At 63.5% G+C, this 23676-nt stretch carries 20 protein-coding genes; 15 read left to right on the forward strand and 5 right to left on the reverse strand.

Annotation, left to right across the window (positions count from 1 at the left end):
- Complete coding sequence (locus HJD22_RS15750) at positions 1–1752, reverse strand: tetratricopeptide repeat protein (RefSeq protein WP_208656216.1); 1752 nt, start codon at positions 1750–1752, stop codon at positions 1–3.
- A 164-nt stretch (positions 1753–1916) separates the two neighbouring features.
- Here HJD22_RS15750 and hemA point away from each other — a divergent pair, with 164 nt between their 5' ends.
- From hemA to HJD22_RS15820, 14 genes are all read left to right on the forward strand, one after another.
- Positions 1917–3188 carry a glutamyl-tRNA reductase gene (gene hemA / locus HJD22_RS15755; RefSeq protein ID WP_208656215.1) on the forward strand — a complete coding sequence of 424 codons (1272 nt, stop codon included), beginning with the start codon at positions 1917–1919 and terminating at the stop codon, positions 3186–3188.
- A 28-nt stretch (positions 3189–3216) separates the two neighbouring features.
- Entirely contained in the window at positions 3217–4302 is a 1086-nt protein-coding gene (prfA, locus tag HJD22_RS15760) for a peptide chain release factor 1 (protein WP_208656214.1), read from the forward strand.
- Positions 4302–5144, forward strand: coding sequence for a peptide chain release factor N(5)-glutamine methyltransferase (prmC, locus tag HJD22_RS15765; protein ID WP_208656213.1), 843 nt, complete (start codon positions 4302–4304; stop codon positions 5142–5144). The genes prfA and prmC overlap by 1 nt, the downstream gene beginning before the upstream one ends.
- 184 nt (positions 5145–5328) lie before the next feature.
- Entirely contained in the window at positions 5329–5829 is a 501-nt protein-coding gene (locus HJD22_RS15770; protein ID WP_208656212.1) for an Lrp/AsnC ligand binding domain-containing protein, read from the forward strand.
- A 24-nt stretch (positions 5830–5853) separates the two neighbouring features.
- Entirely contained in the window at positions 5854–6609 is a 756-nt protein-coding gene (locus HJD22_RS15775) for a HesA/MoeB/ThiF family protein (RefSeq protein ID WP_208656941.1), read from the forward strand.
- Positions 6610–6630: 21 nt separating this feature from the next.
- Positions 6631–7551 (forward strand): LysR family transcriptional regulator, encoded by a 921-nt coding sequence (locus tag HJD22_RS15780; RefSeq protein ID WP_208656211.1) that lies wholly within the window; start codon positions 6631–6633, stop codon positions 7549–7551.
- A 136-nt stretch (positions 7552–7687) separates the two neighbouring features.
- Positions 7688–8977, forward strand: coding sequence for an FAD-binding oxidoreductase (locus tag HJD22_RS15785; RefSeq protein WP_208656210.1), 1290 nt, complete (start codon positions 7688–7690; stop codon positions 8975–8977).
- A 75-nt stretch (positions 8978–9052) separates the two neighbouring features.
- Positions 9053–10399, forward strand: a complete 1347-nt coding sequence (locus HJD22_RS15790) for a glutamine synthetase family protein (RefSeq protein WP_208656209.1) — start codon at positions 9053–9055, stop codon at positions 10397–10399.
- 116 nt (positions 10400–10515) lie between these two features.
- Entirely contained in the window at positions 10516–11619 is a 1104-nt protein-coding gene (locus HJD22_RS15795) for a polyamine ABC transporter substrate-binding protein (protein ID WP_208656208.1), read from the forward strand.
- 155 nt (positions 11620–11774) lie between these two features.
- The gene (gene potA / locus HJD22_RS15800) at positions 11775–12911 is read left to right on the forward strand and encodes a polyamine ABC transporter ATP-binding protein (protein WP_208656207.1); all 1137 of its coding nucleotides are present in this window, start codon (positions 11775–11777) and stop codon (positions 12909–12911) included.
- A gap of 11 nt (positions 12912–12922) precedes the next feature.
- Positions 12923–13834 carry an ABC transporter permease subunit gene (locus tag HJD22_RS15805; protein ID WP_208656206.1) on the forward strand — a complete coding sequence of 304 codons (912 nt, stop codon included), beginning with the start codon at positions 12923–12925 and terminating at the stop codon, positions 13832–13834.
- Positions 13835–13836: 2 nt separating this feature from the next.
- Positions 13837–14673, forward strand: coding sequence for an ABC transporter permease subunit (locus tag HJD22_RS15810; RefSeq protein WP_208656205.1), 837 nt, complete (start codon positions 13837–13839; stop codon positions 14671–14673).
- Between the two features lie 37 nt (positions 14674–14710).
- Positions 14711–15988 carry an FAD-binding oxidoreductase gene (locus HJD22_RS15815; RefSeq protein ID WP_208656204.1) on the forward strand — a complete coding sequence of 426 codons (1278 nt, stop codon included), beginning with the start codon at positions 14711–14713 and terminating at the stop codon, positions 15986–15988.
- Between the two features lie 246 nt (positions 15989–16234).
- Positions 16235–16780, forward strand: coding sequence for a glycine zipper 2TM domain-containing protein (locus tag HJD22_RS15820; protein WP_208656203.1), 546 nt, complete (start codon positions 16235–16237; stop codon positions 16778–16780).
- Between the two features lie 70 nt (positions 16781–16850).
- On the opposite strand, the gene HJD22_RS15825 is transcribed toward HJD22_RS15820, so the two are convergent.
- Positions 16851–18230 (reverse strand): glutamine synthetase family protein, encoded by a 1380-nt coding sequence (locus HJD22_RS15825; protein WP_208656202.1) that lies wholly within the window; start codon positions 18228–18230, stop codon positions 16851–16853.
- Positions 18231–18557: 327 nt separating this feature from the next.
- On the opposite strand from HJD22_RS15825, the gene HJD22_RS15830 reads away from it, so the two are divergent.
- Entirely contained in the window at positions 18558–20054 is a 1497-nt protein-coding gene (locus tag HJD22_RS15830) for an aldehyde dehydrogenase (RefSeq protein WP_208656201.1), read from the forward strand.
- A 63-nt stretch (positions 20055–20117) separates the two neighbouring features.
- On the opposite strand, the gene HJD22_RS15835 is transcribed toward HJD22_RS15830, so the two are convergent.
- Genes HJD22_RS15835 through gatA form a run of 3 tightly spaced genes read right to left on the reverse strand, consistent with a single transcriptional unit; the run spans position 20118 to position 23663 of the window.
- Positions 20118–20669, reverse strand: a complete 552-nt coding sequence (locus HJD22_RS15835; protein ID WP_208656200.1) for a cupin domain-containing protein — start codon at positions 20667–20669, stop codon at positions 20118–20120.
- Positions 20670–20724: 55 nt separating this feature from the next.
- Complete coding sequence (gatB, locus tag HJD22_RS15840) at positions 20725–22203, reverse strand: Asp-tRNA(Asn)/Glu-tRNA(Gln) amidotransferase subunit GatB (protein WP_208656940.1); 1479 nt, start codon at positions 22201–22203, stop codon at positions 20725–20727.
- On the reverse strand, positions 22203–23663 hold the full coding sequence (gene gatA / locus HJD22_RS15845) for an Asp-tRNA(Asn)/Glu-tRNA(Gln) amidotransferase subunit GatA (RefSeq protein WP_208656199.1): 1461 nt from the start codon (positions 23661–23663) through the stop codon (positions 22203–22205). The genes gatB and gatA overlap by 1 nt, the downstream gene beginning before the upstream one ends.
- Positions 23664–23676 lie beyond the last annotated feature (13 nt).

Raw genomic sequence — 23676 nt, forward strand, 5'->3', positions numbered from 1 at the left:
TCACGGGAATTGAAGGGTGGGTTCGGGCGCCAGTTCTGGCGTGCGGTATAGAAGGTCATCGATTACCGGGCGTTCGTCGTAACGCTCGAGGGCCTGCTCGATCAGCGCACGTGCCTGCGCTTCGTGGCCGAGTTCCCAGAGAACTTCGGCGAGGTGGGCTGCGACCTCCTGGTCGGGCATCATGGCATAGGCGCGCTCCAGATATTCGAGCGCACGCTGGTTGTTGCCGAGCTTGTAGTATCCCCAGCCCATGCTGTCGAGAATGGCCGGATTGGCGGGCTCCAGTCGATAGGCGCGCTCAATCAGCTCCATGCCCTCCTGGTGGCGATCGGTCATGTCGACCAGGGTATAACCCAGGGCATTGAGGGCCATGGCATGGTCGGGCTGCCGCTCGATCAGGCGCTGCAGATCCTCCTCCATGGCTGCCAGGTCGCCCATGGAGAAAGCGCGCATGGCGCGAAGATAGAGCAGCTCCTCGGCACCTGGCGAGCGGCGTAGCTCACGTTCGAGCAACTCATCCGCCTCATCTCCGAGCCCCTGCTGGTCGAGCAGTTCGGCCTCCAGGGCGGCAAGGCTAGCTGCCTGCTCGTCATGGCGAAGGCGCTCGGTATGCAGGAAGCTGCGAGCATCCTCGAGCCGATCGTCATTGATCAGCATGCGCGCCGCCAGCAGCCGAGCCTGGAGGAACTGGTCGCCGGCTGGCACCTGGCGGTAATAGAGCAAGGCATTGTCGACCTGGCCTTCCTGCTCGGCGATTGCGCCGAGCAGCGTATAGGCCATTGCCGGGGTATCGACTTCGCTGACCAGGGGGAGCAGTAGCCGACGGGCGGGGGCGGTATGGCCCTCTTCCAGATAGAGTTGTGCCAGGATCAGGCGAAGCTCGTGGCCGCCGACATGTCGCTCGATCAGAGCGTCGGTCTGGTTTTCCGCGGCGCTTATATTGCCCAGCAGCAGCTCGCTCTGAGCCAGCATCAGAATGAAGCGTCCATCCTCCGGGGCCACTTCACGTCCGCGCCTTGCCGCCTGGCGGGCGCTGGTGGGGTCGTCGGCGTCCAGCGCGATGCGCGCTTGGGCAAGCCACAGTTCCGGCAGTTCGGCATGGCTTTCGCCCAGGCGCGCCAGACGCGCCTGGGCCTGGGTGACATTCCCGATTGCCGCTTCGATGAGAGCGGTGGCGAGAACCGCATCGTGACGCTGCGGGTGAGCGGCGTCGGTCTCCACTAGGTATTGCGTGAGTCGCTCGAGCAGAACGGGCAGTGGCCCCCCCTCTTCAATGGCAAGCTCGGAGAAGCTGGCCAGTTCGCCATGTTCGCCGCGCTCGGCGAGCGCCAGGCGGTAGTCGAGGCTGGCCAGCCAGTCGCCGCGCTGCAACGCCAGGCTCGAGAGCAGGCGGGTCGGTGCCTCGGCTTGCGGCGCCAGGTCGTACCAGCGCATCGCCGTGGTTTCGAGCAGCGCCTGGTCGCCGCTGAAGCGTGCTGCCAGCGCGGCACGCTCGATCAAGGCCACCGAGCGGTAGCGCTCGCCGGTCTCCAGATAGCCACGCGTGGCACTGGCGTAGTCGCCGCGCTGGCCGGCGATCTCGGCGGTCAGGAGCGTGGCGAGGCCGACAGCATCCAGGCCGCGCCTGATGGGCGGCGCCGAGGCGATCGGGTCGGCCTGCTCGGCAATAGGTGACACCGCGGCGCTCTGGCAGGCAGCGAGCGGAAGCGCGGTGGCTACCGTCAGGGCGATGTGGATCAAGCGTGGGGCCATGGTTGTCTCGTTTACGGTGCCGAAGGTCCAGCATAACGACTTGGCTGGTCCGGGCAAAGCCATGTCGGGGCGTGCCCGTCTGTCATGCTGTGATAGAATCCTGTCTCTCGATGGACATAGACCACGTGTCTCCTACTAAGTCCCCTAGCGAAGACGCAGACTGCATGACGCTTCTGGCCCTTGGAATCAACCACAAGACCGCCGCCGTTGAGGTGCGCGAGCAGGTGGCATTTACCCCGACCCAACTGGAATCGGCACTGGCCGAGTTGCGCGCGCTGCCCGACGTGCAGGAAGCGGCGGTGCTATCGACGTGTAATCGTACCGAACTCTATTGCGTCACCGGCACGAATGGCGAGCGCGCCATCCTCGAGTGGCTGGGGCGATTCCATGGCCTCGAGAGTATCGATCTTTCCCGCTGTGCCTACCACTACCTGGATGGCGATGCGGCGCGCCACCTGATGCGTGTGGCGGCCGGACTCGACTCGATGGTGCTGGGCGAGCCGCAGATTCTGGGGCAGCTCAAGGAGGCCTACCAGATTGCGCGGCAGCACAAGGGGCTCGGGGGCGAACTCGAACGGCTCTTCCAGCACACCTTTGCCGTGGCCAAGCAGGTGCGCACCGAAACCGGCATCGGCGAGAATCCGGTGTCGGTGGCCTATGCCGCGGTCAGCATGGCCAGCCATATCTTCGATGACTTCTCGCGAGCCCGGGCCCTGCTGATCGGTGCCGGGGAGACCATCGAGCTGGTGGCCAGGCACCTACATGATGCGGGGGTCAAGGAGCTGATCGTCGCCAACCGCACCCTCGAGCGCGCCGCGCGCCTTGCCGAGCAGTTCAATGGCGAGGCGATCGTGCTCACCGATATTCCTCATGCCTTGGAGCGCGCCGACATCGTGATCTCCTCGACCGCCGCACCGCTGCCGATCCTCGGCAAGGGGATGGTCGAGCGGGCGTTGAAAAAAAGGCGTCATCGGCCGATCTTCATGGTCGACATTGCCGTCCCCCGCGACATCGAGCCGCAAGTGGGCGAACTCAGCGACGTGTTCCTGTACACCGTCGACGACCTGCATGAGGTCATCGAGGAGAATCGCCGCCACCGCCAGGTGGCCGCCAACCAGGCCGAAGCGCTGATCGAGCATGGCTTGGGCAGCTGGCAACATGAACGGAGGGTGCGTGGCGCCGGCGATCTGATTCGCCGCTACCGCGAGCAGGGCGAGGGGATTCGTGCCGAGGCCGAGGCTCAGGCGCTGGCTCAGCTAGCCCGCGGCGAGGATCCGCAGCGGGTCATTTCTCGATTGGCAAGCCAACTGGCCAATCGCCTAATGCATGGCCCCACGCTGCGCCTGCGTGAGGCCTCCGGGGCGGAGCGTCATGAGATAATCGCCGCTGCCGAAGCGCTGCTGTTCGACGCCTCGGCGCCCTCCCAGGACCCTTGATGTCCGTTTCACTCTCACAGGATCCTCAATGAAAGATACGTTGCGCCAGCGTCTGGACTCCTTCCATGAGCGTTTCGAAGAGCTCTCGGCCCTGCTCTCGGAGCCGGAGGTGATCGCCGACCAGAAAACGTTTCGCGACTATTCGCGTGAATACTCCGAACTCGAGGATCTGGTGGTGGCCTGGCGCGACTATCTCGCCACCGAGGGCGACATCGCTTCCGCCGAGCAGCTCACCGGCGACAGCGATGCCGAGATGCGCGAACTGGCCGAGATGGAGGTGGAGGAAGGGCGCGAGCGCCTCGCCGTTCTGGAGGAGGAACTCAAGCGGCTGCTGGTGCCGCGCGATCCCGACGATGGTCGCGACGTGTTCCTCGAGGTGCGCGCCGGGACGGGGGGCGACGAAGCGGCCCTGTTCGCCGGCGATCTGTTTCGCATGTACTCTCGCTACGCCGAAAAGCGCGGCTGGAAAGTCGAGATCGTCAGTGCCAACCATGGCGAGCAGGGCGGCTACAAGGAGCTGATCTCGCGGGTCAAGGGCGATGGGGTCTATGCGCGGCTCAAGTTCGAGTCCGGCGCGCACCGCGTGCAGCGGGTGCCGGCCACCGAGTCCCAGGGACGCATCCATACCTCGGCCTGTACCGTGGCGATCATGCCCGAGGCGGACGAGGTGGGGGATATCGACATCAACCCAGGCGACCTGCGAGTGGATACCTTCCGCTCCAGCGGAGCCGGCGGTCAGCACGTCAATACCACCGATTCGGCGATTCGCATCACCCACCTGCCCAGCGGCGTGGTGGTGGAGTGCCAGGAGGAGCGCAGCCAGCACAAGAATCGCGCCAAGGCGATGTCGCTGCTGGCGGCGCGCCTCAAGCAGAGTGCGCTGGACAGCCGGCACCAGCAGCAGGCCGATACGCGGCGCTCACTGGTGGGCTCCGGCGATCGCAGCGAGCGCATCCGTACCTACAACTTTCCTCAGGGGCGGCTGACCGATCATCGCATCAACCTGACGCTCTACAAGCTTGGCGAAGTGCTGGCCGGCGAGCTCGACGAGGTGGTCGAGCCGCTGATACACGAGTACCAGGCCGAGCAGTTGGCTGCCCTTCAGGAGGCGTGATGCGGCTCGATACGCTGCTTGCGCGGGCCAGTCAGCGGCTCGCCGAGAGCGGCTCGCCCAGCGCGCGCATGGACACCGAAGTGCTGCTCTGTCATGTGCTGGGCGTCGATCGTGCCTGGCTCTACACCTGGGGCGATCGTGACATCGGGCCTTGGGAGCGCGCCAGGTTCGAGGCGCTGGTGGCCGCCCGGGCCGCCGGCCAGCCGGTGGCCTATCTCACCGGCGAGCGGGAGTTCTGGGGAATGTGCCTGAAGACCTCCTCTGCGACGCTGATTCCGCGGCCGGATACCGAAACCCTGGTGGCGCATGCGTTGCACCTGGCCGGCAGGGAGCGGGGGGGGCTGCTCGATCTTGGCACCGGTACCGGCGCCATTGCTCTGGCGTTTGGTCGCGAGCGGCCCGGCTGGCACGTACTGGGCGTCGATCTGTCAGCCGAGGCAGTTGCACTGGCGCGCGACAATGCCCAGCGTCTGGCCATCGGCAATGTCGAATTTCTCATAAGCGACTGGTTCGCTGCGCTGGGCGAGCAGCGCTTCGAACTGATCGTCTCAAACCCGCCCTATCTGGCCGATGACGACCCACATCTCGCCCAGGGCGATGTGCGTTTCGAGCCACGTTCGGCGCTGGTGGCCGGAGAGGGCGGCATGGCCGACCTGATCGAGTTGGTGCATGCCGCTCGTCATTATCTGACTGACGGAGGCTGGTTACTGCTGGAGCATGGTCATGAGCAGGGGGCGGCGGTGCGACGAGCCTTCGCCTCTGCCGGTTACACTCACGTGGAGACGCTGCAGGATCTTGCCGGTCACGATCGGGTGACGCTTGGGTGCTGCGTTGAAGCCTGAGCGTTTTCAGCGCTGGAGCGGGGCTGGTGGAGTGTGGTATTAATTTCCTGTGTGCTTTTATTTGCGCTCTATTACTGTGAGAGCGTCCAGTTTTGAATTTTTCGACCAAAACAATCACCTGTTTTAGGTAAAAATCCTGGACCGTCTTTGACTCACCTGCCATTGGCCCGGACTGATTACTATAATGAAAGCCAAGACTCGTTCCCTGGACCGTATCGACCTCAAGATCTTGCGCTGCCTGCAGGAGAATGCCCGTATTTCCTACGTTGACCTGGCCGCCGAGGTGGGGCTCTCGACGACCCCCTGCCTTGAGCGAGTCAAGCGGCTCGAGCGCTCGGGCATCATCCGCGGCTACAAGGCACAGCTCGACCCCAAGGCGCTCAAGGCCAATTTGCTGGTATTCGTCGAGATCAGCCTGGAGACCCAGTCGCCCGCGGTATTCGATGAGTTCCGGCGTGCGGTCAGCAAGCTTCCCCAGATTCAGGAGTGCCATCTGGTCTCGGGGCAGTTCGACTACATTCTCAAGTGCCGGATTCCTGAGATGGCGGCCTATCGCCAGCTGCTTGGTGACGTGGTGCTGACGCTGCCAGGGGTCAAGGAGTCGAAGAGCTATGTGGTCATGGAGGAGGTCAAGGAGGAATTCTCGCTGCATATCCCTACTATCGATGAGATCAATGAGAAGTAGCTGCTCACAAGGTGCTGCATGCCGATGAACGACGAGGCGCTGCTGCGCTATAGTCGCCAGATCATGCTCGAGCCGATCGAGATCGCCGGCCAGGAGCGCTTGCTGGCCAGCCATGTGCTGGTGATCGGCGCCGGTGGGCTGGGCTCGCCGGTGGTGCTCTATCTGGCCGCCGCTGGAGTCGGACGCCTGACCATCGCTGATGCCGATGAGGTGGAGCTCTCCAATCTGCAGCGCCAGATAGCCCATGGCCAGGCCGACCTGGGCCGCAACAAGGCGCACTCCGCAGCTGCTAGTGCCCAGGAGCTGAACCCCGGGTGTGACGTCGTGGCGCTGCAGACTCATCTCGACGGCGAGGCGCTGCAGGCAGCCATCGAGGCGAGCGATCTGGTGATCGACTGCACCGACCGCTTCTCCAGCCGCTACGCGATCAATCGCGCCTGCCTGGCGGCCGACAGGCCGCTCGTTTCCGGGGCGGCGATCCGCTTCTCGGGGCAGCTGGCGGTGTTCGACCCGCGAGACGCCGAGAGCCCCTGCTACGCTTGCCTCTACCCCCCGGGCGAGGCAGGGGAGTCTGACGAGGAGCTGAGCTGCGCCGAGAACGGGGTGGTGGCGCCCCTTGTGGGAGTTATCGGTACCTTTCAGGCGCTGGAGGCGGTCAAGCTGCTCAGTGGCGCTGGAACGCCTCACCAGGGGCTTTCGACCTTCGATGGATTGCGCGGCGAGTGGCGCCGCTTCCGGGTGCCGCGGGATCTGCAGTGTCCTGCCTGCCGCCACCGCTGAGGCTTGCGCCGGAGACTCCCCATGGCTGATCGTCATCCCCCCCTGCCTGGCCGGGTCAGCGATTTCGACATCCGCCTGATCCGAGTCTTCAAGGCCGTCGCCGAATGCGGCGGCTTTACTGCGGCTGAGGTGGAGCTGGGCATCAGTCGCTCGGCGATCAGCCTGCATATGAGCGATCTCGAGAAACGCCTGGGGTTGCGTCTCTGCCAGCGCGGCCGCAGCGGCTTTGCCCTCACCGAAGAGGGGCGTCAGGTCTATGACGCTGGGCTGACGATGCTCGCTTCGCTTGAGACCTTCCGTACCGAGATCAACGGGCTGCACCGCACGCTGCGTGGTGAACTCAATATCGGCATTACTGACAATCTGGTAAGTATGCCGCAGATGCATATCACCCACTCGCTGGCGGAACTCAAGGTGCAGGGACCGGAGGTGCGCATCAATATCCATATGGATACGCCCGATGCCATCGCCCAGGGTGTACTCGATGCGCGACTGCATGTTGGTGTCGTGCCGGAGGTCAATCTGCTGGCCAGCCTGCAGCCTCTTCCCCTCTACAGCGAACGATCGCTGCTCTATTGCGCCAGTACGCACCCACTCCATGCACAGGATGGTGCGTCGCTCGAGGATGAGGCGCTGCAAGCCCACGAAGCGGTGGTGCCGGCCTATCCGTTGCCGGAAACGGCGCGCGAGCCGCACGCCCGTCTCAATGGCACGGCCACCGCTTCCGACCGCGAGGGGGCAGCGTTTCTCATTCTCACCGGCAGCTATATCGGCTATCTACCTGATCATCTTGCCGCGTCCTGGGTAGCGGCGGGGCGGTTGAAAGCGCTCAAGGGGGAGGCTTGGCAATACTTGACTCCCTTCGTCGCCATCACGCGGCGCGATCGGCGCCCTCATCGCGTGCTGGAAGCCTTCCTGGATGCATTGAAGCGCCATGCCTGACTCCCCTGATAAACCAGAGGCGGTACGTGCGTTATTGAATTCTTGACAGTGATCGGTACTGCAGTGGCAGACTGATGGATGAACATTCAATGATGATGGCAGGGTAGTGGTGCCACTGCCGATTAAGGAAATATGCATGGCTGCTTCCTCCCCGGAGAGCGTGAACTCCTACTACCGTGACTCCGTTGCGGTCACTCTCTCCCCCTGCGATGAGCTTGCGGGCGAGACGCGTGCAGATGTCTGTGTCATCGGGGGAGGCATCACCGGATGTTCGGCTGCGCTGCATTTGGCTGAGCGAGGCTACTCGGTGGTGGTGCTGGAGGCCGGTGAAGTGGGTCATGGCGCCTCGGGCCGCAGCGGCGGCCAGATCCTGCCTGGGCTTGGCACGGACATCGCCACCGTGGAGCGAGCACTGGGAATCGAGCGAGCGCGCGATATCTGGGAGATGAGTCGTGAGGCGGTACGCCTGACCGCCTCGCTCGTCGAGCGTCATACAATTCCCTGCGACCTCTCCTGGGGGTATCTGCATGCAGCGGTCAAGCCACGCCATGTACGTGAGCTCAAGGCGCTGCAGGAGCGGATGGCGGCCCGCTACGATTACATGGCGCTCGAGTGGCTCGAGGGCAATGCCCTGCACGAACGTGTCGCCACCCATGCTTACCCGGGGGCACTCTATGAGTCCGAAGGTGGCCACCTCCATCCTCTCAACTATACATTGGGCCTGGCCCGGGCGGCCCAGGCCGCGGGAGTGACGATTCACGAGCACTCACCTGCGCTGCGCATCCAGCGTGGCGAGCCGGTGAGGGTCGAGACGCCGCGGGGGTGTGTCACGGCGGATTACCTGGTGGTCGCCGCCAATGCGTACCTGAATGGGCTGGTACCGGAGCTCGAGGGGCGCATCATGCGCGCCGCCAATTATATGATCGCCACCGGCCCGCTAAGCGAGGCCCAGGTGGCGGAGGTGCTGCCCCGCAACGATGCCGTGTCGGATGCCAACTTCGTGCTCGACTACTACCGTCTCTCCGGCGACCGGCGCCTGATCTATGGCGGCGAGGTGAGCTACGACGGACGTGAACCGCCTCGGCTTCAGGCACGCATGGATGCCAAGATCGCGCAGCTGTTCCCGGTGCTTGAAGGCGTCCGAGTCGACTATCGCTGGGGGGGGGATGTGGCCATCACCGTCAACCGTGCGCCTGATTTCGGGCGTGTCACGTCCAATGTCTATTATGCGCAGGGGTACTCGGGGCATGGCATGGCGCTGGCCGGGCTTGCGGGAGAGGTGATGGCCCAGACCATTGCCGGACAGGCCGAGCGCTTCGACATCTTCGCCGCCATGCCACATCGCAACTTCCCCGGAGGGCGGCGAATGCGTATGCCGCTGCTGGTGCTGGCGACTCAATTCTACAAGTTGCGCGACAGGCTCTGACATGTGCCCGCTTGGCCATGGCGGATGCCTACCGACGCGAGGGCTGCATCGGCAGCGCCCCGACTGGAGGTTCCCATGAAGGATCTAGAGAGCTGGCTGAAGGAGAGGCACATCACCGAGGTGGAGTGCCTGGTCAGCGATATCACCGGCATTGCGCGAGGCAAGATCGCGCCGGTGTCCAAGTTCGTCGCCGAGAAGGGCATGCGCCTGCCGGAAAGCGTACTTTTGCAGACCGTGACAGGTGACTACGTCGAGGATGATATCTATTATTCGCTGCTCGACCCGGCGGATATCGACATGATCTGCAAGCCGGACATCACGGCGGCCTATTCGGTGCCGTGGGCGCTGGAGCCGACAGCCCAGGTGATTCACGACTGTTTCGACAAGCAGGGCAACCCTATCGAGCTCTCGCCGCGCAACCAGCTCAAGCGGATTCTCAAGCTCTATGCCGATCAGGGCTGGAAGCCGCTGGTCGCGCCCGAGATGGAGTTCTACCTGACCAAGCGCTGCGAGGATCCGGACCTGCCGTTGCAGCCGCCGATCGGGCGTAGCGGGCGCCAGGAGACTGGCCGACAGTCCTTCTCCATCGATGCTGCCAACGAATTCGATCCACTGTTCGAGGACATGTACGACTGGTGCGAGGCGCAGGGGCTGGATATCGATACCCTGATCCATGAGGAGGGGACCGCCCAGATGGAGATCAACTTCCGTCATGGTGATCCTCTGATGCTTGCCGACCAGGTGTTCCTGTTCAAGCGTACTCTGCGCGAGGCGGCGCTCAAGCATGACGTGGCGGCGACCTTCATGGCCAAGCCGGTCACCAACGAGCCGGGCAGCGCCATGCATCTCCACCAGAGCGTGCTGGATGGCGCCAGTGGCAAGAGCGTGTTCGCCAACACCGACGGTAGCCATAGCGAGCTATTCCTGTGGCACGTCGGTGGCCTGCAGAAGTACATTCCCGAGGCGCTGCCGCTGTTGGCGCCCAACGTCAACTCCTTCCGGCGTTTTCTGCCCGATACCTCGGCGCCGGTCAATGTCGAGTGGGGAGAGGAGAACCGTACCTGCGGCTTGCGTGTGCCGGACTCCAGCGCCCAGAACCGGCGGATCGAGAACCGCCTGCCGGGTGCCGATGCCAACGTCTACCTGGCGATCGCCGCCAGCCTGCTGTGCGGCTATATCGGCATGATACGCAAGATCGAACCCAGCGCACCGGTGCAGGGGCGGGCGTTCGAGCGACGCAATCTGCGTTTGCCCTTCACCCTCGAGCAGGCACTGGAGCGCATGGAGCAGTGCCCGGAGCTCGAGGAGTACATGGGGCGCAAGTTCGTGCAGGGGTATGTCGCGGTCAAGCGGGTGGAGAACGAGAACTTCAAGCGCGTGATCAGCTCCTGGGAGCGTGAATTCCTGCTGCTCAGCGTATGACGCCTGTGGCACGATACGACTTTTTTCACCGCGCTGATGCCTGGGGTGACGAGGCGTTTGCGCTAGCCGCTTGCCAGCCGTCGGGCTGACAATAACAACCCAAGAAGAGGTGCCACATGTTTCGTCAACACAAGCTTTCGGCAGCCATCGCGGCGGTCGCACTGGGTCTTGGCGCCGCCGCGGCGCAAGCCAACGAGGTGCGTGTCTACAACTGGTCGGACTATATTGCCGAGGATACACTCGAGAATTTCACGCGCGAGACCGGCATCCGCGTCATCTACGATGTCTTCGACAGCAACGAGGTGCTCGAGGCCGCGCTGCTCTCCGGGCGCTCGGGCTATGACGTGGTGGTCCCGTCGAACCACTACCTGACGCGCCAGATCAGCGCTGGGGTCTATCGGGAGCTCGATCACGACAAGCTGCCCAACATGGTCAACCTCGATCCGGAGCTGATGGACGATCTCGAGGCCGTGGATCCCGGCAGCCGCTACTCGATCCCCTATATGTGGGGCACCAACGGCATCGGCTACAATGTCGAGCGGGTCACCGAGATCCTCGGCGACGATGCACCGACCGACTCCTGGGCGCTGATCTTCGACCCCGAGGTGACCGGTGCCTTGAACGCTGGCGGTTGCGGCATCGCGATGCTCGATACTGGCGACGACATGCTCTCCGCCGGAATGGCTTATCTGGGACTTTCACCGCTCTCCGAGAAGACTGCCGACATAGAGGCGGCAGGCGAGCTGATCAGTGCGGTGCGCAACAACATCACCTATTTCCACTCCTCGCGTTACATCTCGGATCTCGCCAACGGCGACATCTGCGTGGCGGCGGGCTACTCCGGCGACATCTTTCAGGCCGCCGACCGTGCCGAGGAGGCCGGGCGCAACTTCACCATCGCCTACACCATTCCCAAGGAGGGGGCGGCGCTGTGGTTCGACATGATGGCGATTCCCGCCGACGCCCCGAATCCTGACAATGCCCACGCCTTCATCAACTACATCCTCAAGCCCGAGGTGGCCGCGGCGATCACCGAGTACGTGGTATACGCCAACCCCAACCTGGCAGCGAATGAATTTCTAGATTCGGAGATTCTCGAGGATACCGCGATCTACCCGGATCGCGAGGTGATGGAGAACCTCTTCATCCAGGAGGAGAAGACACTGTCCGTGCAGCGTGTGCGCACCCGTACCTGGAACCGCGTGAAGTCCGGTCGCTGAGCGTGCTGGCCTGTCGCTGCGAAACCTTTCACGGCGTAGCCTCTAGTTAGTGGCAAAGCCTACTGTTAGCGAAGCCCTGTCGTCGCTAAGTCCAGTCGCGACTTAGTCCCATGGTGAGATGGCCGGCCCGTTCGGGCCGGTCGGGAGAGGTCTTGATGAATGAAGGCCAGGCCAAGAGCCCCGGCAAATCCTCGCGTGTCGGCCACGATGTGCTGGTCGAGATCAAGCGTGTCAGCAAGCGCTTCGATGGCGTGCTTGCAGTGGATGATGTCAATCTGTCGATCCGGCGCGGCGAGATATTCGCCCTGTTGGGCGGCTCCGGCTCGGGCAAGTCGACGCTGCTGCGCATGCTGGCGGGGTTCGAGAAGCTCAGCGAGGGACAGATCCTGCTCGATGGCCAGGATATCGCACCACTGGCGCCCTACGATCGACCGATCAACATGATGTTCCAGTCTTATGCGCTGTTTCCGCACATGAGCGTGGAGCAGAACATCGCCTTCGGGCTCAAGCAGGACAAGCTGCCCAAGGCCGAGATCGCCACGCGTGTCGCCGAGATGCTCAAGCTGGTGCATATGCAAGCGTTTGCCAAGCGCAAGCCGCATCAGCTCTCCGGTGGCCAGCGCCAGCGTGTGGCGCTGGCACGCTCGCTTGCCAAGCGTCCCAAGCTGTTGCTGCTCGACGAACCGATGGGGGCGCTGGATAAGAAGCTGCGCACCGAGATGCAGCTCGAGGTGGTGGAGATCATCGAGCGGGTCGGGGTGACCTGCATCATGGTCACCCACGACCAGGAGGAGGCGATGACCATGGCCGACCGCGTGGCGATCATGAGCGATGGCTGGATCGCCCAGGTGGGCACGCCGATGGATGTCTACGAGAGCCCCGCAAGCCGCAAGGTGGCCGAGTTCGTCGGTACCGTGAACCTGTTCGAGGGCGATATCGTCGCCGACGAGACCGATCACTGCATCATCCAGTGCCCTTCGCTGGCCCAGGGCGTCTATATCAGCCACGGCGTGACCACCGAGGCGCACAATCGGCGGGTATGGGCGGCGATCCGCCCGGAGAAGACCTGCCTGAGCCGCGAGCGGCCCGAAGGCGACTACAACTGGGCGCCCGGCAAGGTCGAGGATATCGCCTACCTGGGCGGCTTCTCGACCTATTACGTGCGTATCGAGAGCGGCGCCCTGGTCAAGGTCAGTCTGGCCAATACCGAGCGGCGCGGCGAGCGTCCGAGCTGGGACGACGAGGTGTACGTCTTCTGGGACGACAGCAGCATCGTGGTGCTGCGCGACTGAGGAGCCGACTCATGAAGTCATCGTTACTGGCACGCCTGCCGCGTGCGCTGCGCCTCGGCCGCGGCTGGGTCATCGCCATCCCGCTGCTGTGGCTGACGCTATTCTTTCTGCTGCCGTTCGCCATCGTGCTCAAGATCAGCCTGTCGGAGGCGGCCATTGCCATGCCGCCGTTCTCGGCGATCTTCGACTACAGTGCCGATACGCTCAATATCGCGGTGAACCTCGGCAATTACCTGTTCCTGATCAGCGACTCGCTCTATGTAGCGGCCTACTGGGGCTCGGTCAAGATCGCGCTGCTCGCCACTGCGCTGTGCCTGCTGGTCGGCTATCCGATGGCCTACGCCATGGCGCGCGCGCCGGCGCGCTGGCAACTGGTACTGCTGCTGCTGGTGATGCTGCCTTCATGGACCTCGTTTCTGATCCGCGTCTACGCCTGGATGGGCATTCTTGGCAACAATGGGCTGCTCAACAACCTGCTGCTGTGGCTTGGCCTGATCGACTCACCACTGCGCATGATGAATACCAATTTCGCGGTCATCCTCGGCATCGTCTATGCCTATCTGCCGTTCATGATCCTGCCGCTCTACGCCAACCTTACCCGCCTCGACGGCTCGCTGCTGGAGGCTGCCTCGGATCTCGGCTCGCGCCGGTTCAACACCTTCCTCAAGGTGACCCTGCCGCTGTCGATGGGCGGCATCATCGCAGGCTCGATGCTGGTCTTCATTCCGGCGGTGGGGGAGTACGTGATTCCCGAGCTGCTCGGCGGGCCCAATACGGTGATGATCGGCAAGGTGCTGTGGGAGGAGTTCTTCAACAATCGCGACTGGCCGGTAGCCTCGGCACTGGCCATGGTGATGCTGGCGCTGTTGCTGATCCCGATCGCGCTGTTCCATCGCTATCAGTCACGTCAACTCGAGGAGTGAGTATGCGCAAGCCCAGTTTTACCACCCTCGTGCTGATCCTCGGCCTGGTATTTCTCTACCTGCCGATGGCGATTCTGGTCTTCTACTCCTTCAACTCGTCACGCCTGGTGACGGTGTGGGCGGGCTTCTCGGGGCGCTGGTATGTTGAGCTGCTTCGCGATCGTCAGATCCTCTCGGCGGTCTGGACCAGTCTGCGCATCGCCTTCTTCTCGGCCACCGCGGCGGTGGTGCTCGGCACCCTTGCCGCCTTCGTCATGACGCGCTTCCATCGCTTCCGTGGCAAGACCGCACTCTCCAGCATGGTGACTGCACCGCTGGTAATGCCCGAGGTAATCACCGGCCTGTCGCTACTGCTGCTGTTCGTGCACATGGCGCAGTTCATTGGCTGGCCCACCGACCGGGGCATGGTCACCATCTGGATCGCCCATACCACCTTCTGCAGTGCCTACGTGGCGGTAGTGGTGGCGTCAAGGCTGCGTGAAGTCGATCTCTCCATCGAGGAGGCGGCGATGGATCTTGGCTCCACGCCAGTCAAGACCTTCTTTCAGATCACACTGCCGATCATTTCGCCGGCCCTGGCCGCTGGCTGGCTGCTGGCCTTCACCCTGTCGCTGGACGACCTGGTGATCGCCAGCTTCGTTTCGGGGCCGGGCGCCACGACGCTGCCCATGGTGGTGTTTTCCTCGGTACGCATGGGCGTCTCGCCAAAGATCAATGCGCTGGCCACCCTGATCATTCTGATCGTGTCGCTGGCGACCTTCCTGATCTGGTACTTCATGCGGCGCAGCGAGGCCAAGCGCCAGCTTGCCATGAACGCCGCGATGGAGGAGCGTCACTAGCGCTCGATCAATTCCGTTAGTTATGTTGGAGACTGTTATGAGCCGCGAGCATGTGGCGTCCTATTATGCCGCCTCGGCCAATCCCGTGCCGCTCCGCCCAGCGCTGGAAGGGGAGGTCGAGTGCGACGTATGCGTGGTCGGGGCCGGCTTCACCGGCATCTCTTCGGCGCTGCACCTAGCCGAGCAGGGGCTGCGGGTGGTGGTGCTGGAGAGCGTAAAAGTGGGCTTCGGAGCGTCCGGGCGCAATGGCGGCCAGATCGTCAACAGTTACAGCCGCGACATGGATGTGATCGAGGCCAAGTGCGGCGCCGATACCGCCCGGGCACTCGGCGACATGGCCTTCGAGGGCAATCGCATCATTCGCAGCCGCATCGCCAAGTACGCCATCGATTGCGATCTCAAGGAGGGCAACCTGTTTGCTGCCTGCAACGCCAGGCAGCTCGAGGGGCTGGTTGAACACAAGGCGCTGTGGGAGCGTTTCGGCAACGACCAGCTGGAGCTGCTCGAGGGGCAGGCCTGCCGGCGCGAGGTGGCAAGCGAGCGCTATGTCGGTGCCTTGGTCGATCACTCTGGCGGCCATCTGCATCCGCTCAACCTAGTGCTCGGCGAGGCGGCCGCCTTCGAGTCGCTGGGTGGCCGCATCTATGAGCAAAGCCCGGTGCTCGAGATCGTGCATGGTGAACCGGTGCGGCTGCGCACGCACCGGGGGAGTGTGGTCGCCGAGCGCGTGGTGCTCGCCGGCAATGCCTACATGGAGAAGCTGATACCCTCGCTTGAGAGCAAGTCGATGCCGTGCGGCACTCAGGTGGTCGCCACCGAGCCGCTGGGCGAGCGTGGCCGCGAACTGCTGCCCAACGACATGGCGGTCGAGGATGGCAACTACCTGCTCGACTACTATCGGCTCTCTGCGGATGGCCGACTGCTCTATGGAGGCGGGGTCAACTATGGCGGCCAGGATCCGGCGAGCATCGAGGGAGTGATACGTCCCAAGCTGGAGAAGACCTTTCCCCAGCTCAAGGGAGTGAAGATCGATTACGCCTGGAGCGGGAACTTCCTGCTCACGCTCAATCGTCTGCCGCAGTTCGGTCGGCTCAATGCCAATGTCTACTACGCCCAAGGTTACTCCGGCCACGGGGTGACTTGCAGTCATCTTGCTGGACGGCTGATCGCCGAGGTGATCAGCGGCAACGGTGAACGTTTCGATGCCTTCGCTGGGCTGCCGCACCTGTCCTTTCCCGGTGGGCGCCTGCTGCGGGTACCGGCAAGTGCGGTCGGCGCGTGGTACTACCGTATGCGCGACGCTCTCGGGGTATAGCGGGCGGGACAGTGTCGGAAAGCGGCGACATGTAGAACCAAATTGGGAAACAGTGTTCAAGACCTCGCTCAACGCCTCTATTCCACGCATATAAGCATATACTTTTACTCTCTCATCGCGAGCCTGTCGGCACAGGAGGTGCCGGCGGAATCGCCATCGTCTGGAGTCGACTCAAAGAAAGATCCACGCTTGACGTGCATCTTCACTAATCAAGAAAAGTCGATACAAGACTTCAGGAGACGACGAATGAACAAGTCGATTGTGATTGGCGCCACACTGGCCGTATTCGGTCTCGGCGGTCTGGCGGTGGGGGCCTACCAAGTGCAGAACTACGCTGCGGCTCCGCAATATGCCGATATCCTGCGTGTCGATACGGTCTCTCGCACCGTCGAGACGCCCCGCGAGGTGTGTGAAAATGTCGTGGTCAGCCAGCGCGCGCCAGTGCAGGATCACCACCGCATTGCCGGCACGGCGGCCGGCGCGGTCGTGGGCGGTCTGCTTGGCAACCAGATCGGTGGCGGCAGCGGCAAGAAGCTGGCGACCGTTGCCGGTGCGGTGGGCGGTGGCTTTGCCGGTCGCGAAGTGCAGGGCCGAATGCAGAACGGCAACGTGACCACCACTACCCAGCGCCAGTGTCATACCGTGGTGGATAGCCAGGAGGAGTTCCAGGGCTACGATGTCGAATACCGCTACGAGGATCGTGTTTATAGCGTACGACTCGATGAGGCCCCGCAGGGCAGCCGGGTATTGATGGACAATGGGCGGCCGCAGTGGGGGCGTCTGGACGGCTGAGTCGTTTTGCCGGCACACTCAAACCCCGTTCCCGTCAAGGGAATCGGGGTTTTTCATTGAGGAAGATTGCCTACACCTGGCGCAGGTACCAGTCGTACTCCATCTGGCTGACGGCCTGCATGGCCTGATCGCGTTCGGCCTGACGGTTGGTCAGGTAGACGTGATGGAACTGCTCACCTAATGCCTTAGCCAGCACCTCGCTTTCGGCGAAGAGTTCCAGCGCCTGCTGCCAGCTATTGGTCAGGCTGGGTTCGCACTGATCGTAGGCGTTGCCGGTGATGGGCGCCGAGGGGATCAGTTCGTGTTCGAGCCCGTGATGGATCGACGTCAGCAGTGTGGCCATCAGCAGGTAGGGATTGACGTCGGCGCCAGCGACGCGGTGTTCTATGCGACGCGCCGCATTGGGCCCGGAGGGGATGCGCACGGCCACCGAGCGGTTATCGTAACCCCAGGTCGGCGCCATCGGCACGTAGAGCCCCGGCTGGAAGCGCCGAAACGAGTTGATGTTGGGAGCGAAGATCGCCATCGAGGCGGGCATCAATTCGAGTAGCCCGGCGATGGCGTGACGCAGCGCTGGCGTGCCCAGCGGCTCCTCGTCATCGGCGGCGAAGACATTGCGCCCCTGGCTGTCATTGAGGCTGATATGCACATGGGTACCGTTGCCGGCCTCGTCGCCATAGGGCTTGGCCATGAAGGTGGCCTCGAAGCCGTGCTGGATCGCCACCCCCTTGATCAGACGCTTGAGCAGCACGGCGCTGTCGCAGGCCTTGCGGGCGTCGTTGCAATGGGTCAGGTTGATCTCGAACTGGCCCGGCGCGCACTCCTTGAGTGCGGTATCCAGCGGCAGCCGTTGCGCCTCGGCAGCGGCCTGGATGTCCTCGAGGAAATCCACGTACTCGTCGAGTTCGTTGATCGAAAAGAGCTGACTCTGGGAAGCGCGCTCGCCGGTGGCAGGCGAGCAAGGCGGCTGGGCATAGCCGTGCGAATCGCGGCTGCGGTCGACCAGATAGAATTCGAGCTCCAGGGCGACGACCGGTGTCAGGCCAGCACGATCGAAATCCTCGAGTACGCGCCCGAGCACTTGGCGGGGGTCGGCGAAGAAGGGCGCGTCGTCGTCCTCGAACATGGTCATCAGAAGCTGTCCCTGGCGTCCCTTGCGCAGCCAGGGGCAGGGCATCAGCGTGCCGGGTACCGGCCGACAGACGCGGTCGCCATCGCCGCTGGAGAGCCCAAGGCCGGTCTCCTCGATGGTATTGCCGTTGATGTCGAGGGCGAACAGCGATGCAGGCAGATGAATGCCGTCGCGATAGGCCTTGAGCAGGTTGTCGCGAGGAATGCGCTTGCCACGCATCACCCCGTTGAGATCGCTGATCAGCAGGTCGATGCTGTCGATATCGGGATGCTGGTCGAGGAAAGCCTCGGCTTCTGCCATCGTCGCGGACGCCGACATAGGAGCACCTGTAAACCTATTGTTCATGATGATCATCTTTCCGACTGTGAAAATTGTTGTCAAATTATTTACGATTAGCGCGAGAGCCCGATGCCGAAGGGGGCGAATCCCGGCAGGGCCAGGATAGAGGAGTCTGTTGTGAAGGGAGTGCGGGAGAGTGGTGAGACGAAATTGGCATAAGGTTGGCGGGCAGGATATGTTGAGGAAATCATAACACCCTTCATCGGCGCTGTACCGGGGAGCTACGCATGACACTCTCTGGACTTGTCCATACGGACGATGCATAGCTTGCCCATAACGATACATGGATAGAAAGGAGAGACGCTCATGAGCGCATCCGGGAAACTCTCGGAGTGGCAGCGCATGGCCGCCGAGCTGAGTGTCGAGACGCACGCCTTTATCGACGACGACTTCGTCGAGGCGATAAGTGGCGAGCGTTTCGAAACGATCAACCCCGCCACCGGCGAGGTGTTGGCGCGCGTGGCAAGCTGTGATGCCGCCGATGCCGAGCTTGCCGTGACACATGCTCGCGCCGCCTTCGAACGTGGCGAGTGGTCGCGTCTCCCCCCCGGCAGACGCAAGCAGACGCTGCTACGCCTGGCCGAGCTGATGGAGACGCACAAGGCGCAGCTTGCGCTGCTCGATACGCTGGACATGGGTAAGCCCATCGCAAGCTCGCTTGGCGACATGAGCGGTGCGATTGCCTGTATACGCTACAACGCTGAATCGATCGACAAGCTCTATGGCGAGGTGGCACCCACCGGCGAGGAGGCACTTGCGCTGGTGCTGCGCGAGCCGCTAGGCGTGGTCGCCTCCATCGTGCCGTGGAACTTCCCGCTGATGATGACCGCCTGGAAGATCGGGCCGGCGCTGGCCGCCGGCAACAGCGTGATTCTCAAGCCTTCCGAGAAGTCGCCGCTCTCGGCACTGCGCCTGGCGCAACTGGCTCGCGAGGCCGGTATTCCACGCGGCGTGTTCCAGGTGCTGCCGGGCTTCGGCCATACCGTGGGCAAGGCGCTTGCCCTCTCCATGGAGGTCGATTGCCTGGCGTTCACCGGCTCCACCGCGGTGGGCAAGCAGCTGATGCAGTACGCCGGCCAGTCCAACCTCAAGCGCGTCTATCTGGAGTGCGGCGGCAAGAGCCCGAACCTCGTCTTCGCCGACTGTGCCGATCTCGATGCGGTGGCCAGGAGCGCTGCCGAGGCGATTTTCCACAACCAGGGCGAGGTGTGCATCGCCGGCTCGCGCCTGCTGGTCGAAAATTCGATTCGCGAGGCGTTCATCGAGCGCGTCCTCAAGGCCGCGCAGAACATGCAGCCCGGCGATCCGCTGGATCCTGGCAGCTTCATGGGCGCGATCGTCGACGAGGCGCAGCATCGGCGCATTCTCGACTATATCCATCTGGGCGTGGAGGAGGGGGCGCGATTGCGTGCCGGGGGCGAGGCGCAGCAGGGCAAGGGGCTATTCATCGGGCCCACGGTATTCGATGGCGTGACCGCCGAGATGCGGATCGGTCGCGAGGAGATCTTCGGCCCGGTGCTCGCGGTTTTCGGCTTCGACAGCGAGGAGGAGGCCATTCGCCTGGCCAACGACAGTGACTACGGACTCGCCGCCGGGCTATGGAGCCAGGACATCGACCGCATCATGCGCGTCACGCGGCGCCTGCACTCCGGCCAGGTGTTCGTCAACAACTGGGCCGGTGGCGACCAGACCGTGCCGTTCGGCGGTGTCAAGCAGTCCGGCAATGGCCGCGACAAGTCGCACCACTCGCTGGAGAAGTACTCGGAGCTGAAGATGGTGTGGATGTCGTTGAGGGCTGAGTGACTTGGCGCGCTGAGCACTGAACCGGCATCTGCCGGGTTCTTGCCGCTTAGTCCCGTGAAGGTCTCAAAAGGACTTGGCAGGCGTGCAGCAGCTCACCAGGCGGCAGTCGCTGTCGCCTGGGTTGCGAAAGCGATGGGGAACGTTGGTATCGAAATAGTAGGCCTCGCCGGGGCCAAGCAAGCGGATTTCGGCGCCGATGGTGATCTCGATGGCACCCTCAAGTACCACGCCCGCCTCTTCACCCTGATGAGCGATCATCTCGCGGCCGGTATCGCTGCCGGCGGGGTAGGTCTCGATCATGAACGAGAGTGCACGGCGCGCCCGGTTGGCGCCGACCAGCTTGTAGATCACATCGCTGCTGCCCATGTCGGTGAGTTCGGCGGCCGAATAGAAGACCTGATCGCGTGCCTGCAGCTCCATGGTGAAGAAATCGCCGACGCTGATGGGGATGGCATCGAGAATCTTCTTCAGCGAGCTGACCGAGGGGCTGACCTTGCCCTGCTCGATCAGCGACAGGCTGGAGTGGGTGACGCCGCAACGCTTGGCCAGCTCGCGCTGGGATATGCCACGCAGCGTGCGCAGGGCACGCAGACGGATACCGACTTCATCCGACATCGCACCACCTCCTTGCAAGCGACTAATAACGCCCCGAGGAGCGTTGGTCACCGGGTCAGGCCTGGTCCAGCTTCTCCTTGAGAAGCGCATTGACCTGCTGCGGATTGGCGGTACCGCGCGAGGCCTTCATCACCTGTCCGACGAAATAGCCGATCATCTTGTCGCGCTTGTCGGGCTCGGCATCCTGGTACTGGGCGACCTGGACCGGGCTGTCGGCGATCACCTGGTCGATCATCGCCTCGATGGCGCCACTGTCGGTAACCTGCTTGAGGCCCTTGGCCTCAATGATGGCATCGGCGGCGTTCTCGTCACTCCCGCCTTCACCATTCCACAGCGCCTGGAATACCTGCTTGGCTGCCTTGCCATTGATGGTGTCGTCGATCACGCGGCTGATCAATCCACCGAGCTGGGCGGCGTCCACCGGGCTCTGCTCGATGCCGAGGTTCTCGCGGTTGAGCGCACCGGCAAGTTCGCCCTGGACCCAGTTGGCGGCCAGCTTGGCATCCCCGCAGACCTCTTTCACCTCCTCGAAGTACTCGGCCATGGCGCGGCTCGAGGAGAGTACGGCGGCGTCGTAGGCGGAGAGCCCAAGCTCGGCGGTAAAGCGTGCGCGCTTCTCGGCGGGCAGTTCCGGCAGCGCCTTGCGGATATGATCGACATAGGCCTGGTCGAGCACCACCGGGAGCAAGTCAGGGCAAGGGAAGTAACGATAGTCGTTGGCCTCCTCCTTGGTGCGCATGCTGCGCGTCTCGTCCGCGTCGGGATCAAAGAGACGGGTCTCCTGCACCACCTTGCCGCCATCCTCGATCAGTTCGATCTGACGCTCGACCTCGTAGGCAATGGCGCGTTCGACGAAGCGGAAGGAGTTGACGTTCTTGATCTCGGCGCGGGTGCCGTACGCCTCCTGCCCCAGGGGGCGCACCGAGACGTTGACGTCACAACGCATCGAGCCCTCGGCCATGTTGCCGTCGGAGATGCCCAGGTAGGTGACGATCGAGTGGATCGCCTTGAGATAGGCAGCGGCCTCCTTGGCACTGCGCATGTCGGGCTCGGAAACGATCTCCAGTAGCGGCGTGCCGGCGCGGTTGAGGTCGATGCCGGTCATGCCCTGGCCTCTCGCATTGGAGAAGAGCTCATGCAATGACTTGCCGGCGTCCTCCTCGAGGTGGGCGTGATGCACACGGATGCGCTTGGTGGTGCCATCGTCGAGAGTGATCTCGACCGCGCCCGGGCCGACGATGGGGTGATACATCTGGCTGGTCTGGTAGCCCTTGGGCAGGTCCGGGTAGAAGTAGTTCTTGCGATCGAACACCGAGACTTCGGGGATCTCGGCGTTGATGCCCAGGCCGAACTTGACCGCCATGGCCACAGCGGCCTCGTTGAGTACCGGCAGCACGCCGGGCAATCCTAGGTCGACGGCGCACGCCTGGGTGTTGGGTTCGGCACCAAAAGCGGTGGAGGCGCCGGAGAAGATCTTCGAGCGCGTCGCCAGCTGCACGTGAACCTCAAGTCCGATCACGGTTTCCCATTGCATCATGCATTCTCCTCGGCGAAGGCGGGGCGGCGCTGGTGCCAGTCGGTTGCCTGCTGGAACTGATGGGCGACGTTGAGCAGCTGCGATTCGGCGAAGTGCGGGCCGAGTATCTGCAAACCCACGGGGCGGCCGCCGACCAGGCCGGCCGGCACGCTGATACCGGGAATGCCCGCGAGGTTGATGGCGATGGTGTAGATATCCTGCAGGTACATCGAGACCGGATCCTTGTTGGCGCCGAGATCGAAGGCCGGGGTCGGCGAGGCCGGCCCCATCAATACGTCGACATCCTCGAAGGCGTCCAGAAAATCCTGGCGGATCAGCCGGCGGATCTGCTGGGCCTTCTTGTAGTAGGCGTCGAAGAAGCCTTCCGAGAGCGTATGGGTGCCGATCAGGATGCGCCGCTTGACCTCGTCGCCGAAGCCCTCCGCCCGAGAGCGCTTGTAGAGGTCGATCAGGTCGGTCGGGTTGTCGCAGCGATGACCGAAGCGTACGCCATCGAAGCGCGACAGGTTGGAGGAGGCCTCCGCCGGGGCGATCACATAGTAGGCGGGGATCGCATAGTGAGTATGCGGCAGGCTCACCTCGCGTACGCAGGCGCCAAACGATTCGAAGACCTTCACCGCCTCGCGTACGGCGGCCTCGACCTCGGGCGCCAGGCCGTCGCCGAAGTACTCCTTGGGCAGACCGATCTTGAGCCCTGACAGCGACTCGCCGAGCTCGGCGGTGTAGTCGGGAACGCCGCGGGCGACGCTGGTGGAGTCATGCACGTCATGACCGGCGATGGCGCCGAGCAGCAGGGCACAGTCCTCTGCGGTGCGGGCCATGGGGCCGGCCTGGTCGAGGCTGGAGGCGTAGGCGATCATGCCGTAGCGCGACACGCGCCCATAGGTGGGCTTGAGTCCGGTGATGCCGCAGAAGGCCGCCGGTTGGCGAATCGAGCCCCCAGTGTCGGTGCCCAGGGCGGCGGGCACCAACCCCGCAGCAACAGCCGCCGCACTGCCGCCGGAGCTGCCTCCGGGCACCGCGGAGAGATCCCAGGGGTTCTTCACCGGCCCGTAATAGCTGTTCTCGTTGGAGGAGCCCATGGCGAACTCATCCATGTTGGTCTTGCCCAGGCTGATCATGCCCGAGGCGTTGAGCTTGTCGACCACGGTGGCGTTGTAGGGGGCAATGAAGTTGTCGAGCATCCTCGAGCCGGCAGTGGTCTTGATGCCCTGGGTGCAGAAGATATCCTTCAGCGCCAGCGGCAGGCCGGCAAGCGGTCCCGCATTGCCCTTGGCCCGGGCATCGTCGGCGGCGCTGGCGGCGGCCAGCGCGTGCTCGCGGGTCACGCTGATGAAGCTGTTGAGCTCGCCATCCAGGCGATCGATGCGCGAGAGCAGCGATTGGGTGATCTCGCGGCTGGAGTAGTCGCCAGCGGCAAGTCCCGCGGCGAGTTGAGTCAGTGTCTTGTCATGCATGGCGACGATCCTG

Source organism: Halomonas sp. TA22, from assembly GCF_013009075.1.
GTDB lineage: Bacteria > Pseudomonadota > Gammaproteobacteria > Pseudomonadales > Halomonadaceae > TA22.